General features: G+C 70.6%; 13 protein-coding genes and 1 riboswitch. Of the genes, 5 read left to right on the forward strand and 8 right to left on the reverse strand.

The features are described from left to right. The first annotated feature begins 54 nt into the window (after positions 1 to 54). Positions 55 to 2133 (forward strand): M13 family metallopeptidase, encoded by a 2079-nt coding sequence (locus OVA15_RS09375; RefSeq protein WP_326493283.1) that lies wholly within the window; start codon positions 55 to 57, stop codon positions 2131 to 2133. Positions 2134 to 2222: 89 nt separating this feature from the next. Here the strand turns inward: OVA15_RS09375 and OVA15_RS09380 are convergent, their stop codons facing one another. Then, on the reverse strand, positions 2223 to 3044 hold the full coding sequence (locus tag OVA15_RS09380) for a carbon-nitrogen hydrolase family protein (RefSeq protein ID WP_058872003.1): 822 nt from the start codon (positions 3042 to 3044) through the stop codon (positions 2223 to 2225). 137 nt (positions 3045 to 3181) lie between these two features. Between OVA15_RS09380 and OVA15_RS09385 the strand changes: the two genes are divergently transcribed. Together OVA15_RS09385 and OVA15_RS09390 are read left to right on the forward strand one after the other, a co-directional pair. After that, the gene (locus tag OVA15_RS09385) at positions 3182 to 3577 is read left to right on the forward strand and encodes a YidH family protein (protein WP_204782325.1); all 396 of its coding nucleotides are present in this window, start codon (positions 3182 to 3184) and stop codon (positions 3575 to 3577) included. A gap of 167 nt (positions 3578 to 3744) precedes the next feature. Then, entirely contained in the window at positions 3745 to 3999 is a 255-nt protein-coding gene (locus OVA15_RS09390) for a hypothetical protein (RefSeq protein WP_268144536.1), read from the forward strand. A 64-nt stretch (positions 4000 to 4063) separates the two neighbouring features. Here the strand turns inward: OVA15_RS09390 and OVA15_RS09395 are convergent, their stop codons facing one another. Together OVA15_RS09395 and OVA15_RS09400 are read right to left on the reverse strand one after the other, a co-directional pair. Further along, on the reverse strand, positions 4064 to 5458 hold the full coding sequence (locus tag OVA15_RS09395) for an amino acid permease (RefSeq protein WP_268145688.1): 1395 nt from the start codon (positions 5456 to 5458) through the stop codon (positions 4064 to 4066). 331 nt (positions 5459 to 5789) lie between these two features. Further along, entirely contained in the window at positions 5790 to 7076 is a 1287-nt protein-coding gene (locus OVA15_RS09400) for an adenylosuccinate synthase (RefSeq protein ID WP_006214151.1), read from the reverse strand. Between the two features lie 195 nt (positions 7077 to 7271). Continuing rightward, a riboswitch (SAM riboswitch) is annotated at positions 7272 to 7371 on the forward strand. Between the two features lie 124 nt (positions 7372 to 7495). Here OVA15_RS09400 and metE point away from each other — a divergent pair. After that, a complete protein-coding gene (gene metE / locus OVA15_RS09410; RefSeq protein WP_326493284.1) occupies positions 7496 to 10930 on the forward strand; it encodes a 5-methyltetrahydropteroyltriglutamate--homocysteine S-methyltransferase in 3435 nt (1144 codons plus the stop codon). Positions 10931 to 11156: 226 nt separating this feature from the next. Here the strand turns inward: metE and OVA15_RS09415 are convergent, their stop codons facing one another. Further along, positions 11157 to 11576 (reverse strand): DUF3151 domain-containing protein, encoded by a 420-nt coding sequence (locus OVA15_RS09415; protein ID WP_268144541.1) that lies wholly within the window; start codon positions 11574 to 11576, stop codon positions 11157 to 11159. A gap of 133 nt (positions 11577 to 11709) precedes the next feature. Between OVA15_RS09415 and OVA15_RS09420 the strand changes: the two genes are divergently transcribed. Next, positions 11710 to 11853, forward strand: a complete 144-nt coding sequence (locus OVA15_RS09420; RefSeq protein WP_268144543.1) for a hypothetical protein — start codon at positions 11710 to 11712, stop codon at positions 11851 to 11853. Between the two features lie 56 nt (positions 11854 to 11909). On the opposite strand, the gene glmS is transcribed toward OVA15_RS09420, so the two are convergent. The 4 genes from glmS to fbaA all read right to left on the reverse strand — a co-directional run bounded on the left by glmS (position 11910) and on the right by fbaA (position 18694). Then, positions 11910 to 13784 carry a glutamine--fructose-6-phosphate transaminase (isomerizing) gene (gene glmS, locus OVA15_RS09425; RefSeq protein ID WP_206390740.1) on the reverse strand — a complete coding sequence of 625 codons (1875 nt, stop codon included), beginning with the start codon at positions 13782 to 13784 and terminating at the stop codon, positions 11910 to 11912. A 197-nt stretch (positions 13785 to 13981) separates the two neighbouring features. Continuing rightward, entirely contained in the window at positions 13982 to 15127 is a 1146-nt protein-coding gene (locus OVA15_RS09430) for a mannitol-1-phosphate 5-dehydrogenase (RefSeq protein ID WP_053447989.1), read from the reverse strand. Continuing rightward, positions 15124 to 17238 (reverse strand): PTS mannitol transporter subunit IICBA, encoded by a 2115-nt coding sequence (locus OVA15_RS09435; protein WP_268144547.1) that lies wholly within the window; start codon positions 17236 to 17238, stop codon positions 15124 to 15126. The genes OVA15_RS09430 and OVA15_RS09435 overlap by 4 nt, the downstream gene beginning before the upstream one ends. Before the next feature lie 433 nt (positions 17239 to 17671). Further along, the gene (gene fbaA, locus OVA15_RS09440; RefSeq protein WP_053447991.1) at positions 17672 to 18694 is read right to left on the reverse strand and encodes a class II fructose-bisphosphate aldolase; all 1023 of its coding nucleotides are present in this window, start codon (positions 18692 to 18694) and stop codon (positions 17672 to 17674) included. Positions 18695 to 18722 lie beyond the last annotated feature (28 nt).

Consider the following 18722-nt stretch of genomic DNA (forward strand, 5'->3'; position numbering starts at 1 on the left):
CGCGCTCGGAGAAGCGGGCCCACCGGCACCCTCCCGGGCCACTAGCCTGGCGGTATGACCGACAGCACCGCCGCACCCGGACCCGCTCCCGCCGACACGCCGGAGGAGGCCATGACCTCCCTGGACGCCACGACCTTCGATCGCACGGTCCGCCCGCAGGACGACCTCTTCCGCTACGTGAACGGCCCGTGGCTGCGCGAGGCGCAGATCCCGGAGGACAAGGCGCTGATCGGCGCTTTCGTCGTGCTGCGCGACCGCGCGGAGGAGGCGGTGCGCGAGATCGTGACCGAGGAGCCGGGCGAGGACCCGGATCCGATCCGTGCGAAGATCGCGGACCTCTATGCCTCCTACATGGACGAGCAGCGCCTCGAGCAGCTGGGCGCGCGGCCTCTGGCCGAGGACCTCGCGGAGGTCGACGCCGTCCAGGACGTGCAGGGCCTGTCCCGCCTGTTCGGCCGCCTGCTGGCCCGCGGCGTGTCCTCGGTGCTGGGCGTGGACACCGACGCCGATCCGGGCGATCCCGGACGCAGCCTGGTCTTCATCGGCCAGTCGGGGATCGGGCTTCCCGACGAGGAGTACTACCGGGAGGCCCAGCACACCGAGATCCGCCAGAAGTACCGCGAGCACATCGCCCGGATGCTCGAACTCGCCGGGATCGAGCGCGCCCACGATGAGGCCGAGCGGATCTTCGGGCTCGAGACCGAGATCGCCCAGCGGCACTGGGACAAGGTCGAGGTCCGCGACCTCACCAAGATGTACAACCCCAAGTCGCTGGAGGAGCTGCAGCAGCTCAGCCGCAACCTCGATTGGAGCGCCCTGCTGCTCGAGGGCCTCGGGCTGCCGGCCTCGGCTGTGGAGACCGTGGTGGATCAGCAGCCGTCGTTCTTCGCCGAGCTCGATCCCCTGTTCGACGCCTCCCGCCTGGAGGACTGGAAGGCCTGGGCCCGCTGGCAGATCGTGAACTCGCGGGCGGCCTACCTCTCGGGGGCGTTCGTGGAGGCGGACTTCGCCTTCTACGGCACGGTCCTCTCCGGCACCCCGGAGCTCAAGGAGCGCTGGAAGCGCGGAGTCGGGCTGGTCAACGGCGTGCTGGGCGAGGCCGTGGGCCGCGTCTACGTCGAGCGCCACTTCTCCCCCACGGCCAAATCGCGGATGGACGAACTCGTCCAGAACCTGCTGGCCGCCTACCGGCGCTCGATCGAGACGCTGGACTGGATGACCGATTCCACCCGCGCTGAGGCGCTGCGCAAGCTGGCGTCGTTCACCCCCAAGATCGGCTACCCGGAGAAGTGGCGGGACTACTCGCAGCTGGAGATCCGCGCCGATGATCTGGTGGGCAACATCGTGCGCACCTCGGAGTTCGAGCGCGCCGAGCTGATCCGCAAGGCCGGGAAGCCGGTGGAGAAGCACGAGTGGCTGATGACCCCGCAGACGGTCAACGCCTACTACCACCCGCTGCGCAACGAGATCGTCTTCCCGGCGGCCATCCTGCAGCCCCCGTTCTTCGACGAGGACGCCGAGGACGCCATGAACTACGGCGGCATCGGCTCCGTGATCGGCCACGAGATCGGGCACGGCTTCGACGACAAGGGCTCCACCGCCGACGGCGACGGCCGCCTGCGCAACTGGTGGTCCGACGAGGACCGCGCGGCCTTCGAGGAGCGCACCGAGCGCCTGGTCAGCCAGTACGACGGCCTGGTGCCGGACCAGCTCGCCGATCGCCCGGAGCCGCCGACGGTCAACGGGCGCATGACCCTGGGCGAGAACATCGGCGACCTCGGAGGGCTGTCGATCGCCTACAAGGCGTGGGAGCTCTCCCGCGGCGTGGTCGAGACCGCTGACGACCCGGACGAGGCCCGCGAGCGCGCCGGTGCGGATCCCGCGGCCTTCGAGGAGCAGGACGACGACGGCTTCACCCCGGCGCAGAAGCTGTTCCTGTCCTGGTCCTTCATCTGGCAGCAGAAGGCACGCGACGAGACCACGGCCCAGCGCCTGGCGGTCGACGTCCACTCCCCCAACGAGTTCCGCGCCAATCAGACGGCGCGCAACGTCGATGCCTTCCACGAGGCCTTCGGCACCACGGAGTCCGATCTGATGTGGCTGGACCCCCAGGAGCGCGTGCGCATCTGGTGATCAGCCCGGCTCCTGTCGGATGACTGCGGCCGGTCGCTCCCTGCGCAGGGGGGCGGCCGGCCGTCGTCGTACTCGTGCGGTGCTGGGACTCAGTCCTGCTGCTGCCCCAGAGGCTGCTCGGCCAGGGAGCCGGGGCGGAAGCGCCGGTTCGCCAGCGACGGCACGGTGGAGCGCACCTCGTCCACGCGTCGGGTGTCGATCTGGGTGATCAGCAGCCGCTCGCCCTCCTCGACCCGGGCGGTGAGCCCGCCCAGCGGATCGCGGACCTGGGAGTGCCCGACCGTGTGGTCGTTGAAGGTGTCCGCCGCCGCGATCCACAGGGTGTTCTCGATCGCGCGCGCGGCCAGCAGCGTCTCCCAGTGGCGGACCTTGTCCGGGCCGGAGAACCAGGCCGCGGGCACCAGGACCAGCTGGGCGCCGTCGTCGGCCAGGGCGCGGTAGAGCTCGGGGAAGCGGATGTCGTAGCAGGTGCTCAGCCCGATCCGCACACCGGCGACCTCGATGCTCGCCGTCCCCGCATCCCCGGGGCGGATGCGCTCGGACTCCTGGTAGGAGAAGGCGTCGTAGAGGTGCAGCTTGCGATAGGTGGCCAGCAGCGACCCGTCCGCGCCCACGGCCACCAGGGTGTTGTACGGGCGGTGATCGTCCGAGGGCTCGTAGGCTCCGGCGACGATTGCGATCCGCTCCTGATGCGCCAGCTCCTGCAGCGAGGTCACGAACGTGTCCCACTCGCGCGCCACGATCTCGGCGAAGCGGTCCTTGACCCCGGACTCCACCCCGAGCATCGCCTCCTCTGGGAAGACCACCAGGTCCGCGCCGCGAGCGGCGGCATCGGTGACGTGGCGGCGGATGGTCGCCAGATTGGCCGCGACGTCCGGGGCCGGGTCGATCTGGGCGAGCGCGAGTCGCACGGGGGATCCTCCTTGGTCTCGCCACCGCGGGCGGTGGCTGTGTCGGGCGTCCAGCGGAAAGCCTATGGCCCCCGGCGGACAGCCCGGAAGGCCCGGAAAGCCCGTGACACCGTGTGGCGCCCGGTAGCGTGGCGGTCATGAACCGCACCCCGCGCCCGTCCGGCGAGACCGGACGGTCCCCGTTCGCAGCGCGCCTGCTCGGCGGCGGCGGCGAGCCGGACCCGCGCTTCACCCTGGCCAACGAGCGCACCTTCCTGGCCTGGATCCGCACGGCCCTGGGCCTGCTGGCCGGCGGCATCGCGCTGGAGGCCTTCGCCGGGGACCTGATCCCCCAGACCGTGCGCGTGGTGCTGGCGGCCGGGCTGATCGCCCTGTCCATGGTCGTGGCGATCTCCGCGAGCGTGCGCTGGCTGCGGGTCGAGCGCGCCATGCGCCGCCGCGCCCCGCTGCCGCTGGCGATCATGGCCCCGGTGCTGTCTCTGGGTGCCGCATTGGCCGCCGGCGTGCTGCTCGGCGTCCTGATCGGGCGCTGAGGGCCTGTGCACTCCCGGACCCGCCCCAACGACGGCGGCCAGCCCCGCCGATTCGACGCCGCCGACGGGCCCATCGCGACCCGCAGCTCCCGGCGCTCCCGAGAGCGCCCGAACACGACGACCCCGGCCTGCAGCCCGAGCGGACCTCGCTGGCATGGGGCCGGACCTTGCTGGCGCTCGTGGTCGCGGCCGCGCTGCTGCTGCGCTGGCTGCCCCATCACGGCCTGGCCTCGGTGCTGCCGCTGGCCGCGGCAGCCGTGCTGGCGCTGGGGATCTGGCTGCGGCAGGGGCTGCGCTACCGGCGCGGGGCGCGCAGCGTGGCCCTGGAGTCCTCGGCTCCCGATCCGCTGGAGATCCTGGCGATCAGCGCAGCCGTCGTGGTGCTCGGCGCCCTGAGCCTGCTCACGATCCTCCTGGCCTGAGCCCCGCACGTTGCAGGGAGGGCCTCGGTCTCCCGAGGCCCTCCCTGCAACGTGCGTCGGCGGCTCAGCCGCGCGAGAGATCCGCCTGCGCGGGATCCACGGCCGGCTCCTTGGTGCTCAGCTTGTGCCCGATCCAGAAGGCCAGGAACAGCGGCAGGCCGATGTACGAGGACAGCAGCGACATGGGCGTCACCGTCCCGGTCACGAAGGCGTCGTAGCCCTGGCCCAGGATGACCAGCAGGCACATGATCAGCGCGACGATCGGGCCGGCGGGGAAGAACCGCGAGCGGAACGGCAGCTCGGACAGCGGCCGCCCCTGCGCCTTGAAGGCCCGGCGGAAGCAGTAGTGCGTCCAGGCGATGCCCGCCCACACGATGAAGCCCGCCAGAGCCGAGGCGTTGAGCAGCCAGGTGTAGGCCGCGCCCTCGCCGATGAACGTGGTGAGGAAGGCCAGCAGGCCGAAGGACGAGGTCACCAGCAGCGCCCGCATGGGCACGCCGCGGCGGTTGACCTTGGCCAGCCAGGCCGGGGCCTTGCCGTCGGTGGCCATGGACCAGAGCATGCGCGTGGAGGCATACAGCCCGGAGTTGCCGGCCGAGAGGATGGCCGTGAGGATCACGGCGTTCATGACGGAGCCGGCGAAGGCCACGCCCGCGTTCTGCAGCACCAGGGTGAACGGCGAGATCGCGACGTCCTCGATGTCCGAGGCCAGCAGGTTCGGGTGCGTGTACGGCAGCAGGAAGCCGATCACGATGATCGCCAGCACGTAGAACAGCAGGATGCGCACGAACACGGTGCGGATCGCCTTGGGCACGGTGCGCTCGGGGTCCTCGGCCTCACCGGCCGCCACGCCCACGAGCTCGGTGCCCTGGAACGCGAAGCCGGCGACCATGAAGATCGCCAGGATCGACATGGTCCCGCCCACGAACGGCGCCTGCCCGTCGGTCCAGTTGCCGAAGCCGGGGGCGTCGCCGCCCCTGATGCCCAGCACCATCAGCACGCCCAGCACCAGGAAGACGACGACGGCGGCCACCTTGATCGCCGAGAGCCAGAACTCGCCCTCGCCGTAGGCCCGCGTGGACAGGGCGTTGAGCCCGAAGACGATCAGCAGGAACAGCGCCGACCAGACCCAGGCGGGGACGTCGGGGAGCCAGTAGCGCATGACCAGTGCGGCCGCCACGAGCTCCGCGGCCAGGGTGATGGCCCAGTTGAACCAGTAGTTCCAGCCGATCGCGAAGCCGAAGGACGGCGAGACGTAGCGCGCCGCGTGATCGCCGAAAGATCCGGAGGTAGGACGCCAGGCGGACATCTCGCCCAGGGACTGCATGAGCAGGAAGACCATGAGCCCGATCGCTATGTAGGCCACGAGCGCACCGCCGGGCCCGGCCGTGGCGATCGAGTTGCCGGAGGCCACGAACAGCCCGGTGCCGATCGCACCGCCCATGGCGATCATGGTCATGTGCCGGGTCTTGAGGCTGCGGCGCAGGCCCTCGCCCTCGGACCGCGCCGAGGCGGGGTCCAGTCTGGTGCTCTGTGTGGACACGGTCAGTCACTTCCGACGTCGGGGATCGAACGGCGCCGCGACGGGCATCGATCAGGGGCGCCTGCATGCACGATGAGGCGCAGCACGCCCAGGGGTCTGCCAGATGCTATCCGACACGGCGGGTGAGCCCGGTCCGCGCGCGGGACGGTCACGCAGCGGATGGTGACAGATCGGCACCCCATCAGGGCTGATGGGGTGCCGATCTGTCACCATCCCGAGCGCCTGTCATCGCACAGGCGAGGCGACGTCAGTCGATCAGGTCGCGCAGCTCGATCGTGTTCTCGCGGCCCGGGCCCACGCCGATCGCGGAGAACCGGGTGCCGGACATGGACTCGAGGGTCAGGACGTAGTCGCGCGCATTGGCCGGCAGGTCCTCGAGGGTCTGGGCCTGCGAGATGTCCTCCGACCAGCCGGGGAAGGTCTCGTAGATCGGCTTGGCGTGGTGGAACTCGGTCTGCGTCATGGGCATCTCGTCGTGGCGCACGCCGTCGACGTCGTAGGCCACGCACACCGGGATCTCCTCGAGCCCGGTGAGGACGTCGAGCTTGGTCACGAAGTAGTCCGTGAAGCCGTTGATCCGCGAGGCGTGACGCGCCATCACGGCGTCGTACCAGCCGGTGCGGCGCGGGCGCCCGGTGTTCACGCCGAACTCGCCGCCCACGGTGCGCAGCCGCTCCCCGGACTCGTCGAACAGCTCGGTGGGGAACGGACCGGCGCCCACGCGGGTCGTGTACGCCTTGATGATGCCGATCGAGCGGGTCAGGCGCGTGGGCCCGATGCCCGCGCCCACGCAGGCGCCGCCGGTGGTGGGGTTCGACGAGGTCACGAACGGGTACGTGCCGTGATCAACGTCCAGGAAGGTGGCCTGCCCGCCCTCGAGCAGGACGGTCTCGTCGCGGTCCAGGGCGTCGTTGAGCAGGCGCGTGGAGTCCACGATCATGGGCGCCATGCGCTCGGCGTAGCCCATGAAGTAGTCCACGATCTCGTCGGTCTCGAACGCGCGGCGGTTGTAGACCTTGAGCAGCAGCTCGTTCTTCTGCCGCAGGGCGCCCTCGATCTTCTGGCGCAGGATCGACTCGTCGAGGATGTCCTGCGCGCGCAGGCCCAGGCGCCCGATCTTGTCCATGTACGCCGGCCCGATGCCGCGACCGGTGGTGCCGATCGCGCGCTTGCCCAGGAACCGCTCGGTGACCTGGTCGAGGGTCTGGTGGTACGGGGCCACCAGGTGCGCATTGGCCGAGATGCGCAGCTTGGAGGTGTCCGCGCCGCGGGCCTCGAGGCCGTCGATCTCCTCGAACAGCGCCTGCGGGTTGACCACCACGCCGTTGCCGATCACGGGGGTGGCCCGCGGGGAGAGGATGCCTGCGGGCAGCAGCTTGAGCTCGAACTTGTCGCCGCCCACCACCACGGTGTGCCCGGCGTTGTTGCCGCCGTTCGGCTTCACGACGTAGTCCGCGCGGCCGCCGAGGATGTCCGTGGCCTTGCCCTTGCCCTCATCGCCCCACTGGGCTCCGACGATCGAGATGGCTGGCATGCGACTGCTCTCCTGACTGGGCCCGCACGAGGTCTGGATGCCGCGCCACGCGCCTTGTGGAGGCCATGGCGGATCGCGCGCCACGGGCCGAGGGCGCGACGGTCCGGGGCGATCCTATCGCGCGCCCCTCCCTGGCGGCCGTGGGAGATCTCGGGGGTTGACAAGCAGGGCCGCCTGGGGTGGTATTTATCTCGCTATCTATCCAGAGCGACCGAGAGACCTGGCTCGTCGACGTCGCAGCAACCATCCCCGCGGATCTCGCGGGGAACGGTGCTCCCGCCAGGACCGATGGAGCGTCTTCTCAGACTTCCGTGGTCCACCGGACCCGTGCCCCGCCGCGTCTTCAGCGGCGGCGCGGGCCTCCGTGCGCACCCCGTGGTCTGCCCTCCATCGGGCATCCACGGAAAGGCGAACACGGAATGCCCGATCACCATCCCCCAGCACCGCGCTCGGATCGTCCCCCGGAGACGGGGGCGCCGTCGCGCCGCAAGACGGTGCCCGCGCTGTCCTACGAGCTCTACCCGCCGCGCAGCGCAGCCAGCACCGAGTCCCTCCTGCAGACCATCGAGGCCCTGGCGCCCACGGTGCCGGACTACGTCTCGGTCACCGCGGCGGTCGATCCGCAGCGCCGCGTCCAGTCCATGGCGCTGCTGTCCCACCTGATCTTCGAGACCCCGCTGCGCCCCCTGGCCCACGTGCTGTGCACGGGAGTCACGGAGATGCAGCTGCGCGAGCTGATCCACGAGCTGCTGGACCTGGGCGTGCGCGGCATCCTGGCCCTGCGCGGGGACCGGGATCCGGCCGTCGAGCCCGGCCCTGAGGAGCTGCCCTTCGCCCGGCATCTGGTGGACCTGATCCGCTCGGTCGAGCGCGGCCGAGCCGCCCAGCTGTGCGCCGGCAACGTCTCGATCGGCGTGGCCGCCTATCCGATCAAGCACCCCGAGTCGACCTCCGTGCACCAGGACCTCGAGGTGCTGCTGGCCAAGCAGCGCGCCGGCGCCGACTTCGCGATCACTCAGCTCTACCCCGAGGCCGACGACTACGCGGCCTTCGTGTCCCGGGCTCGTCGCGCCGGAGTGGAGCTGCCGATCATCCCCGGGATCATGCCGGTCACGAGCCTGCGCCGGTACCTGCGCATCTGCGACCTGGCCGGCCTGGAGCCGGACCCGCTGCTGGCCCACGAGCTCGAGACGGCCGACTCGGACGCCGAGCGCCACCGGATCGGCGTCCGCTCTGCCGTGCACAGCGCACGCGCTGCCTTGGATTCCGGGGCTCCCGGGCTGCACCTCTACACGTTCAACCAGCACGAGGCCGCCCTGGACGTCCTGGAGCAGCTCGATCTGCCCCGCCCCACCCCTTCAGCCGGACTCGCCGGACTCATCCCCGCATCCCAGCCCGCCGACGGGCGCCCCATCCGCACCTATAAGGAGACCGCAGTGACCATCTCGAACGACGCCCAGCCCGCCGCCTTCCCGACCGCCACGATCCTGGGCTATCCCCGCATCGGCCCGAACCGCGAGCTCAAGCGCGCGCTCGAGTCGCACTGGGCCGGACGCAGCGACCTGGAGCAGCTCGAGTCCTCCGCCGCCGAGCTGCGTGCCTCCACCGCCGAGCGCCTCGAGGGGCTGGGCCTGGAGCAGGCCTCGGCCGTGCCCGGCTCCTACGCGCTCTACGACCACGTGCTCGACACCCTGATCGCCGTCGGCGCGGTGCCGACGCGCTTCGGCGACCTGCGCACCGAGACCGGAACCGTGGACCGCTCCGGGGAGTTCGTGCTGGCCCGCGGCGACGACGCCCGGCAGCCGCTCGAGATGACCAAGTGGTTCGACACCAACTACCACTACCTGGTGCCCGAGATCGGCGCGCAGACGCAGTTCGCCGCAGCGCCCGGCCGCCTGCTGGAGCAGCTGGCCGAGGCCTCCGAGCAGGGCCGGAGCCTGCGCCCCGTGCTCGTGGGCCCGGTGACCTTCCTGGCCCTGGCCAAGGACGACGGCACCGCAGCCGAGCCCATCGAGCCCCTGGATCGTCTCGAGGAGCTGCTGCCGATCTACGGCGAGATCCTCGCAGCACTCGAGGATGCCGGGGCCGAGTGGGTGCAGATCGACGAGCCCGCCCTGGTCGCGGACCACTCCCGCCTCTCTCAGCAGGACCTGCGCGCGGCGATCGAGCGCGCGGCCGGATACCTGGGAGGGCTCGACGAGCGCCCCCAGCTGCTGCTCACCTCCCCCTACGGCGATGCGGGCGAGCTGCTCGGCGCGCTGACCGGCTCGGGTGCCGAGGCCGTGCACGTGGACCTCGTTCGCGGCGGTCTCACCGACGACCAGCTCGGCCTGTTCACTTCGGCAGACGCCCCGGTGCTCGTGGCCGGAGTCGTCAACGGGCGCAACGTCTGGCGCACCGACCTCTCCGCCGCACTCGAGCGGCTCGAGGGCTTCCGCGACGCAGGCGCCCGGGTCTCCGTGGCCACGTCGAACTCGCTGATCCACGTGCCGCACACCCTCGAGGCCGAGCCCGAGCTCGACCCCGAGATCCGGTCCTGGCTGGCCTTCGCCGACGAGAAGGTGCGCGAGGTCGCCGTCCTGGCACGCGGGCTCGCCGAGGGCCGCGGGGCCGTGGCCGCCGAGCTGCAGGAGGCCGACGAGGCCCGCCGCACCCGCGCTGCGGCCCCGGGTGTGCGCATCGACGAGGTCCGCGGCCGCACTGCTTCCCTCACCGAGGCCGACTCGCAGCGCGGCACCGCCGAGCAGCGTCGCGCAGCCCAGGCGGGACGCTCGTTCGGCAGCGGCCGCCTTCCAGTGCTGCCCACCACCACGATCGGGTCCTTCCCCCAGACCGGGGAGGTCCGCCGCGCCCGCGCCGATCACCGCGCCGGACGGATCGACGACGCCGCCTACGACGGCTTCCTGCGCGAGGAGATCTCCCGGGTCATCGCCCTGCAGGACGAGTTCGGCCTGGACGTGCTGGTGCACGGCGAGCCGGAGCGCAACGACATGGTCCAGTACTTCGCCGAGCACTTCGACGGCTTCGCGACGACCGCCAACGGCTGGGTGCAGTCCTACGGCTCCCGGGCCACGCGTCCGTCGATCCTGTGGGGCGACGTCTCCCGCGAGGGCGAGGGGCTGCGCGGCGAGGCCTTCACGGTCCCGTGGATCACCTGGGCGCAGCAGCAGACCGACAAGCCGGTCAAGGGCATGCTCACCGGGCCGGTCACCATCCTGGCCTGGTCGTTCGTGCGCGACGACCAGCCGCTGGCCGAGACGGCCGATCAGGTGGCCCTGGCCCTGCGCGATGAGATCGCCGACCTCGAGGACGCTGGGATCGGCATCATCCAGGTCGACGAGCCGGCCCTGCGCGAGCTGCTGCCCCTGCGCCGAGCTGATCGCAGCGCCTACCTGGACTGGTCGGTCGAGTCCTTCCGCCGGGCGACCTCCTCGGTCGACGACGCCACGCAGATCCACACGCACCTGTGCTACTCGGAGTTCGGCGAGGTCATCGCCGGCGTAGACGCGCTGAACGCCGATGTCACCAGCATCGAGGCGGCCCGTTCGCGCATGGAGGTGCTGGCCGACGTCCGCGCGGTCGGCTTCGAGCGCGGGCTCGGCCCCGGCGTATGGGACATCCACTCCCCGCGCGTGCCCAGCACCGACGAGATCGAGTCGCTGCTCATCCAGGCCCTCGAGCACGTCAGCTCCGAGCTGCTGTGGGTCAACCCCGACTGCGGCTTGAAGACCCGCGGCTACGACGAGACCCGCACCTCGCTCGAGCACCTGGTCGAGGCCACTGCCCGCGTGCGCGAGAGCCTGGCGGCCAGTCAGGCCGCCTCCGTCGAGACGGCTGAGGCCTCCGCGGTCTGATCAGCCGTCCGGGCCTTCGCTGCTCGGCGACGACGAACGGCGCGGCCGCACCCCTGCTGCAGGGAGTGCGGCCTTCGCCGTTCGTCATCAGGCCATCGCCGGGGTCGACGCCAGCGATGGATCTCGGCGGCCCGCGCCAGGTGTCGGTGGGCCGTGCAGCCACGGGGCAGCGGACCGCCGTGCCGGCGTCGTCGTCACTGCATGAGGCCGCCCCTCCGGGTCGACGTCAGCTCTGGAGCTGCTCGGCCGCCGTCGGGTCGGAGTCGTTGAGGAACTTCTGGATGCGCTGGGCCTCGTCGAGCTCGCCGATGGCCGCTGCCGCCTGGCCCAGAGCCGACAGCGCGCGCAGGAAGCCGCGGTTGGGCGCGTGGCTGTACGGCACCGGGCCGTGGCCCTTCCAGCCGCTGGCGCGCAGGGCGTCGAGACCGCGGTGGTAGCCCACTCGGGCGTAGGCGTAGCCCTCGAGCGTCCGGCCGTCGGCCAGCGCCTCCTCGGCCAGGATCGCCCAGGGCAGCTGCTCCTTGGGGAAGGCCGGCGCCAGGTCCTCGGCCTCGTCGCCGGCGTCGAAGCGCGCGACCAACTCCGCGTTCTCCTGCAGCAGGGTGGGATCGGGCTCGCCCAGCAGGTTCTTGCCGATGCTCGACATCGGTGCTCCTCTCGTCGTGCGTGCCCCGGGCTCCCCGGGACGCTCTGCTCCCAGCCTATGCGTGGTGGCACCACGCCCGCTCGGCCGCTGAGATCATGCTTCCGTGCGGCCCAGCCGCCGAGATCCCGCTTCCGTGCGCGAAATCGCCCGAATCGCGCACGGAAGCATGATCTCGGCGCGACGAGTGCAGGGAAGCGGGATCTCGGCCGACGGCGGCGTGCGCTGGCAGGCGCAGCAAGGCGCGACGCAGGAACGACGGCGGCCCGGCATCCCCTGAAGAGCAGGGGATGCCGGGCCGCAGCGCGGGTTGCGCGGATCAGGCCGCGCGAGAGGTCACTCGACCGTGACGGACTTGGCCAGGTTGCGCGGCTGGTCGACGTCGTAGCCCTTGGCCTCGGCCATGGCGGAGGCGAAGATCTGCAGCGGCACGGTGGCCAGCAGCGGCTGGAGCAGCGTGGGCGACTGCGGGATGCGGATCACGTGGTTGGCGTAGTCCTCGACCGAGGTGTCGCCCTCCTCCGCGATCACGATGGTCTCGGCACCGCGGGCGCGGATCTCCTGGATGTTGGAGACGACCTTGGAGTGCAGCGAGTCGCGGCCGCGCGGGGACGGCACGATCACGAAGACCTTCTGGCCCGGCTCGATCAGGGCGATCGGACCGTGCTTCAGCTCGCCGGCGGCGAAGCCCTCGGCGTGGATGTAGGCGATCTCCTTGAGCTTGAGCGCGCCCTCCATGGCCACCGGGAAGCCGACGTGGCGGCCCAGGAACAGCACCGAGGTGGTCTCCGCGAAGTCCTTGCCGAGCTGGCGGAGCTGGTCCTCTTCGTCGATGACGGCCTGGACCTTCTCCGGCATGGCCTGGAGCTCCTCCAGGACGTCCTGGATCTCGTCGGCGAACATGTTGCCGCGCAGCTGCGCCAGGTACAGGCCCAGCAGGTAGGCGGCGGTGATCTGCGCCAGGAACGCCTTGGTGGAGGCGACCGCGATCTCCGGGCCGGCGTGCGTGTACAGCGAGGCGTCCGCCGCACGCGGGATGGAGGATCCGTTGGTGTTGCAGATCGCCAGGACCTTGGCGCCCTGCTCCGAGGCGTGGCGCATGGCCATGAGGGTGTCCATGGTCTCGCCGGACTGCGACAGCGCGACGACCAGGGTCTTCTCGTTGACGATGGGGTCACGGTAGCGGAACTCGTGCGCGAGCTCGACCTCGGTGGGGATGCGGCACCAGTGCTCGATCGCGTAGCGGGCGACCTGGCCGGCGTAGGCGGCGGTGCCGCAGGCGATCACGACGATCTTGTCGACGGAGCGCAGGACGGACTCGTCGATGCGCAGCTCGTCCAGGGTCAGCTTGCCGTTCTCGTCCAGGCGGCCCAGAAGGGTGTCGCGCACGGCGGCGGGCTGGTCGTGGATCTCCTTGTCCATGAAGGACGGGAAGCCGCCCTTCTCCGCGGCCTCGGCGGACCACTGGACCTCGAAGGGCTTGCCCTCGGAGGGGGCGCCGTCGAAGTCGGTGATCTCGAAGCCCTCGGGGGTGACCGTGACGATCTGGCGGTCCTCCATCTCGACGGCGGACTTGGTGTGATCGATGAAGCCCGAGACGTCGGAGCCCAGGAAGTTCTGGCCCTCGCCCACGCCGATGACCAGCGGGGAGTTCAGGCGGGCCGCCACGATGCGGTCCGGGTGGTCGACGTGGATGGCCAGCAGCGTGAAGGCACCCTCGAGTCGGGCGCAGGCCAGCTGCATGGCGCGGGTCAGGTCCTGGTCGGCCTGGTTCTCGTAGATGTCGGCGAGCAGGGAGGCGGCGACCTCGGTGTCGGTCTCCGACACGAAGGTGTACCCCTTCTCGGTCAGCTCGCGCTTGAGCTCCACGAAGTTCTCGATGATGCCGTTGTGCACGACGGCCAGGCGGCCACCGGCGACGATGTGCGGATGCGCGTTCTCATCGGTGGGGCCGCCGTGGGTGGCCCAGCGGGTGTGCCCGATGCCCAGCGGGGACATCGGCAGCGGGTTCGCCGCGAGCTCTGCATCCAGAGCGGCGACCTTGCCGGCCTTCTTGCGCACCTCCATGACGCCGTCGGCGAGCACCGCTACGCCGGCGGAGTCGTAGCCGCGGTACTCCAGACGACGCAGTCCCTCCAGGACCACGTTCAGAGCATTCCGGTTCTCATCGATCTCGGGGGCGCGCCCGACATATCCCACGATTCCACACATGCCGGGAATGCTACCGCAAACCTGCGACCGCACACCGGTGTCGGTGCAGGCAGCGGGCACCGGCCTGCGACGACAGGGCCCCGCCTCCGTCACACGTCGTCGCGCGCTGCTGCGCTCCCGTCGCGCTGCGTCGACGACGACGGCCCCCACCCCCATCCCCCGAAGGGGCAGGAGCGGGGCCGGCGAGGCCGCGGTGATCAGGCCGCGGCGAAGACCTCCGACAGCGCTGGGAACAGCGGATGCTCCTCGGCGATGCCGGTCAGGTCGGTGACCAGGGCGTCGGTGGCCTGACGATCGCCACGTGCGGCGGCCAGGCGGGCCTGCAGCTCGGCGGACTCCGGGTCCTCGGGGACGTCGAAGGCCAGGGCCGCGGCGACGGCAGCCACGAGGGCGTCGGCGCTCAAACCGCGCTCGGCGAGCTCGGCGGCCGGGCCGACGAAGCGCTCCGTGCGCGAGATCTTGCGCAGCGGGGCACGGCCCACGCGCTCGACGGTGTCCGGCAGGTGCGGGTTCGTGAAGCGGGTGATGATCTTCTCCACGTAGGCCTGCTGGACCTCCGGCGCGAAGCCGAACTTGGCCACGAGCAGCTCCTTGGTCTCGGCCAGCACGGCCTCGACCTGGGAGCGGACCTGGGCATCGGCCAGGACGTCGGAGATCTTGGTGATCCCCGCCTGGCGACCGAAGTACGCGGTGGCCGCGTGCCCGGTGTTGACCGTGAACAGCTTGCGCGTGATGTACGGCTCGAGGTCCTCGACCCAAGTGATGCCCGGGACGTCCGGGGTCTGGCCCTGGAAGGGAGCGGACTCGACGGCCCACTCGTGGTAGGTCTCCACAGTGACGTCCAGGCCCTGGCCCGGCGCCTGATCCGGCACGATCCGGTCCACCGCGGTGTTCGCGAAGATCGCGACCTGATCGGCCTCCGGGTACGCGGCGCGGATGGCCTCCGCCAGCCCGTCGGTCGCGTTGATCGCGTTCTCGCAGGCCATGACCGCCACGCGGCCCTCGACCCCGGCCTCGGCGCGGGCGCGCAGGCCCTCGGCGATGGTGGGCGCGATGATCTGCAGGACGCGCGGCCCCACGGCGGTGGTGATCATGTCCGCCGAGACGATCTGCTCGCGCAGCCCGTCCAGGTCGGAGGCCGAGTTCACCCCGGAGAAGCCGGTGACCTCGTGATCGCGGGCGCCCTCGCCGACCTCGTGGACCACGTACGAGTCCTGGTCGTTGATCTGCCCGATCAGAGCGTCGGCGACGTCCGCGAAGACCAGCTCGTATCCGGCCTCGTGGAGCAGGACCCCGACGAAGCCGCGTCCGATGTTGCCTGCGCCGAAGTGCACTGCCTTCATGAGTTCACCTTTCCGAAGATGTCGAGGATCTCCTCCGGAGTCTGCGCCGCCTCGAGCTGGGCGACGGTCTCCTTCTTGGAGAAGATCTTGGCGATCTTGGACAGCAGGGCCATGTGGCCGCCGTCCGCACCGGCGATGCCGATCACGAAGCGGGTCTCCTTGCCGTTCCAGTCCACCGGCTCGTCGTAGCGGATGAAGGACATGGCCGACGTGCGGATGGCCTCCTTCGCCTCGTTCGTGCCGTGCGGAATCGCCAGGCCGTTGCCCATGAACGTGGACACGGACTGCTCGCGCTCGTGCATGGCCGTCACGTAGGACTGCTCGACGGCGCCGACCTCGACCAGCAGGGCGCCGGCCTGGTCGATGGCCTCATCGCGCGAGGCGGCCCGGCCCTCCAGACGAATGGTCTGGGGCGTGAGCACCTTCTGGTCGTCCTGGTGCTCGGCGGCCTCGGAGGCCGGCGTGGGATCGGCCTGCGATCCGGCCGGAGCGGCGACGGCGGTCGCGGTGCCGGCTGCGGCGCCTGCTCCCGCACCAGCTGCGGCGGCGCTGCCCGAGGTCCCCTGCTCGGCCGGGATCTCAGCGGAGCCGGCCGAGCCGCCCTGACGCTGCTCGCGGATGAGCTCGACGATCTCGTCGTAGCGCGGGGACTGCATGAAGTTGTCCACCGTGACGTGATGCGCCGAGGGCGTGGGGGTCGCCGCGCGATCGGCCAGGTCCTCGTGCGAGACGAGCAGGTCGTACTCGTCCGTGAGCGAGTTGATGGCCTTGTTGACCACGGTGACGTCGCCGCCGAAGCCGGCGTCCTTGATCTTGCTGCGCAGGACCGAGGCGCCCATGGCGGAGGAGCCCATGCCGGCGTCGCAGGCGAAGACGATGGCCTTGATCGCGGGGATCGAGCCGGCGGAAGCACCTGCAGCGCCGGCGGCGCCGCCGGCTGCGAACATGCCGCCCACGGAGGACTTCTTGCCCTTCATGGCCTCCATGTCGGCGGCCGCCTTGGCCAGGTCGCCCTCGTCGCTCTTGGACATGCGCAGGATGGCGCAGGAGATCGCGGCGGAGACCACGGTGGCGGCCAGGAAGCCCAGGATCACGCCGAGCATCTGGGCGGGCGGGGCGTTGCTGATGAGGAAGATGATCGAGCCCGGGGCAGCCGGTGAGCGCAGACCCGCGTCGAAGAGCAGCTCCACGAGCACACCGGACATGCCGCCCAGGATGGTCGCGATGAGCAGCTGCGGCTTCATGAGCACGTATGGGAAGTAGATCTCGTGGATGCCGCCGAAGGTGTGGATGATGGCCGCGGCCGGTGCGGAGCCCCGCGCCATGCCCTTGCCGAAGATCATGTAGCCGATCAGCACGCCCAGGCCGGGGCCGGGGTTGGCCTCCAGCAGGTAGAGGATCGAGTAGCCCTGCTCGAGGGACTGCTGGGTGCCCAGCGGGGTCAGGATGCCGTGGTTGATCGCGTTGTTCAGGAACAGGATCTTGGCCGGCTCGATCAGCAGCGAGGCCAGGGGCAGCAACGAGCTGTCGATCAGGAACTCGACGGCCGCACCGGCGCCCGCCATGAGGAGCAGCATGATCGGGGCCAGCAGGAACATGGAGGCGATCGCCATGATCGCGCCGATGATGCCCGCGGAGAAGTTGTTGACCAGCATCTCGAAGCCGGTGGGGATGCGGGGCACGGCCCACTGATCCCACTTCTTGATGACCCAGGCCGACAGCGGGCCCATGATCATGGCGCCCAGGAACATGGGCGAGGCGGGGGCGTCGCCGATGAACACCGGCGAGGAGGTCGCCAGGATGACACCCATGGTGCCCACTGCGCCCACGACGCCGCCGCGGACATCCGCCACGAGCTTGCCGCCCGTGTAGGCGATCAGCAGGGGCAGCAGGTACGTGACCATGGGCCCGACCATGGAGCCGATCTTCTCGTTCGGCGTGAAGCCGGCCGGGATGAACAGAGCGGTGATGATGCCCCAGGCGATGAAGGCGCCGATGTTCGGCATGATCATGGAGGAGAGGAAAGTGCCGAACTTCTGCACGCGGACGCGCGCTCCGCCCTTCTTCTTCTCGGTCTGCGCGGGGGCAGACGCGGTGGCGGTGGTGGACAAGGGACTCCCCTGGTGTTTCAAGTCGCCTCGCCTCGAGGGGCAGGGCCTGCAAGCGGGGCTCACAGACCGGTCTCGAAGGCGGAGTCGAGCGGTGGTGCGGTCTCCGGTCGGAGGGCGCGGAAGGCGTCGGTCTCGACGCGCGTTCGGTCAGCTGGTGGTGCGCTCGAGATGAGCCCCACAAGGGGCAGTGCCCGGATGCTGCCCACAGACTAATGCCCCGCGTCACACCTGGGAACACGCTGAAGCCCATCTGACGCACTGGCCGTCTCGGATGTGTCCACAGGCTGCAGCGCAGGCACGAAGGTCCGACGGCGAGCCCGCATCGGTCCGGGCACGACGACGGGCCGCCCTCCCCTGCGGCGGGGAGAGCAGCCCGTGGAGCCGACGACGACTGCGCGGTCAGCGCAGCGCGTCGGCGATGATCAGCAGAAGATCACTTGACGCTGGTGCCGGCGGAGCCCAGGTTCTCGCAGGCCTGGACCACGCGGGCGGCCATGCCGTCCTCGGCCTTGGCGCCCCAGACGCGGGGATCGTAGAGCTTCTTGTTGCCGACCTCGCCGTCGACCTTCAGCACGCCGTCGTAGTTGGCGAGCATGTGACCGGCGACCGGGCGGGTGAAGGCGTACTGGGTGTCGGTGTCGACGTTCATCTTGATGACGCCGTAGGACACGGCATCCGAGATCTCCTGCTCGGAGGAGCCGGAGCCGCCGTGGAACACCAGGTCGAACGGGCGGTCCTTGCCGTACTTCTGGCCGACCTCGTCCTGGATCTGCTTGAGCAGCTCGGGACGCAGCTGGACGTTGCCCGGCTTGTAGACGCCGTGGACGTTGCCGAAGGTCAGCGCCGTGATGTAGCGGCCCTTCTCGCCCAGGCCCAGGGCCTCGACGGTCTTGATGGCGTCGTCGGTGGTGGTGTAGAGGGTGTCGTTGATCTCGCCGACGACACCGTCCTCCTCGCCGCCGACGGCGCCGATCTCGACCTCCAGGACGATGTGCGCCTTGCCGGTGCGCTCGATCAGGTCCGCGCCGATGCGCAGGTTCTCGTCCAGGTCGATCGCGGAGCCGTCCCACATGTGCGACTGGAAGATGGGGTCCTCGCCGCGGGCGACGGCCTTCTCCGACTCCTCCAGCAGCGGCAGCACGAAGCCCTCGAGCTTGTCCTGCGGGCAGTGGTCGGTGTGCAGGGCGATGTTGACGTCGTACTGCTTGGCGACCTCGCGGGCGAAGGCGGCGAAGGCCAGCGAGCCCACGACCATGTCCTTCTTGGAGGAGCCGGACCAGTAGGCGGCGCCGCCGGTGGAGACCTGGATGATGCCGTCCGAGCCGGCCTCCGCGAAGCCGCGGATGGCGGCGTTCAGGGTCTGGGAGGAGGTGACGTTGATCGCGGGGTACGCGAAGCCCTTCTCCTTGGCGGTGTCGAGCATCTGGCCGTAGACGTCAGGTGTGGCGATGGGCATGCCTGGCTCCTTCTTCCTCTGGAGGATC

Source organism: Kocuria sp. SL71, assembly GCF_026672465.1.
Lineage (GTDB): Bacteria > Actinomycetota > Actinomycetes > Actinomycetales > Micrococcaceae > Kocuria > Kocuria palustris.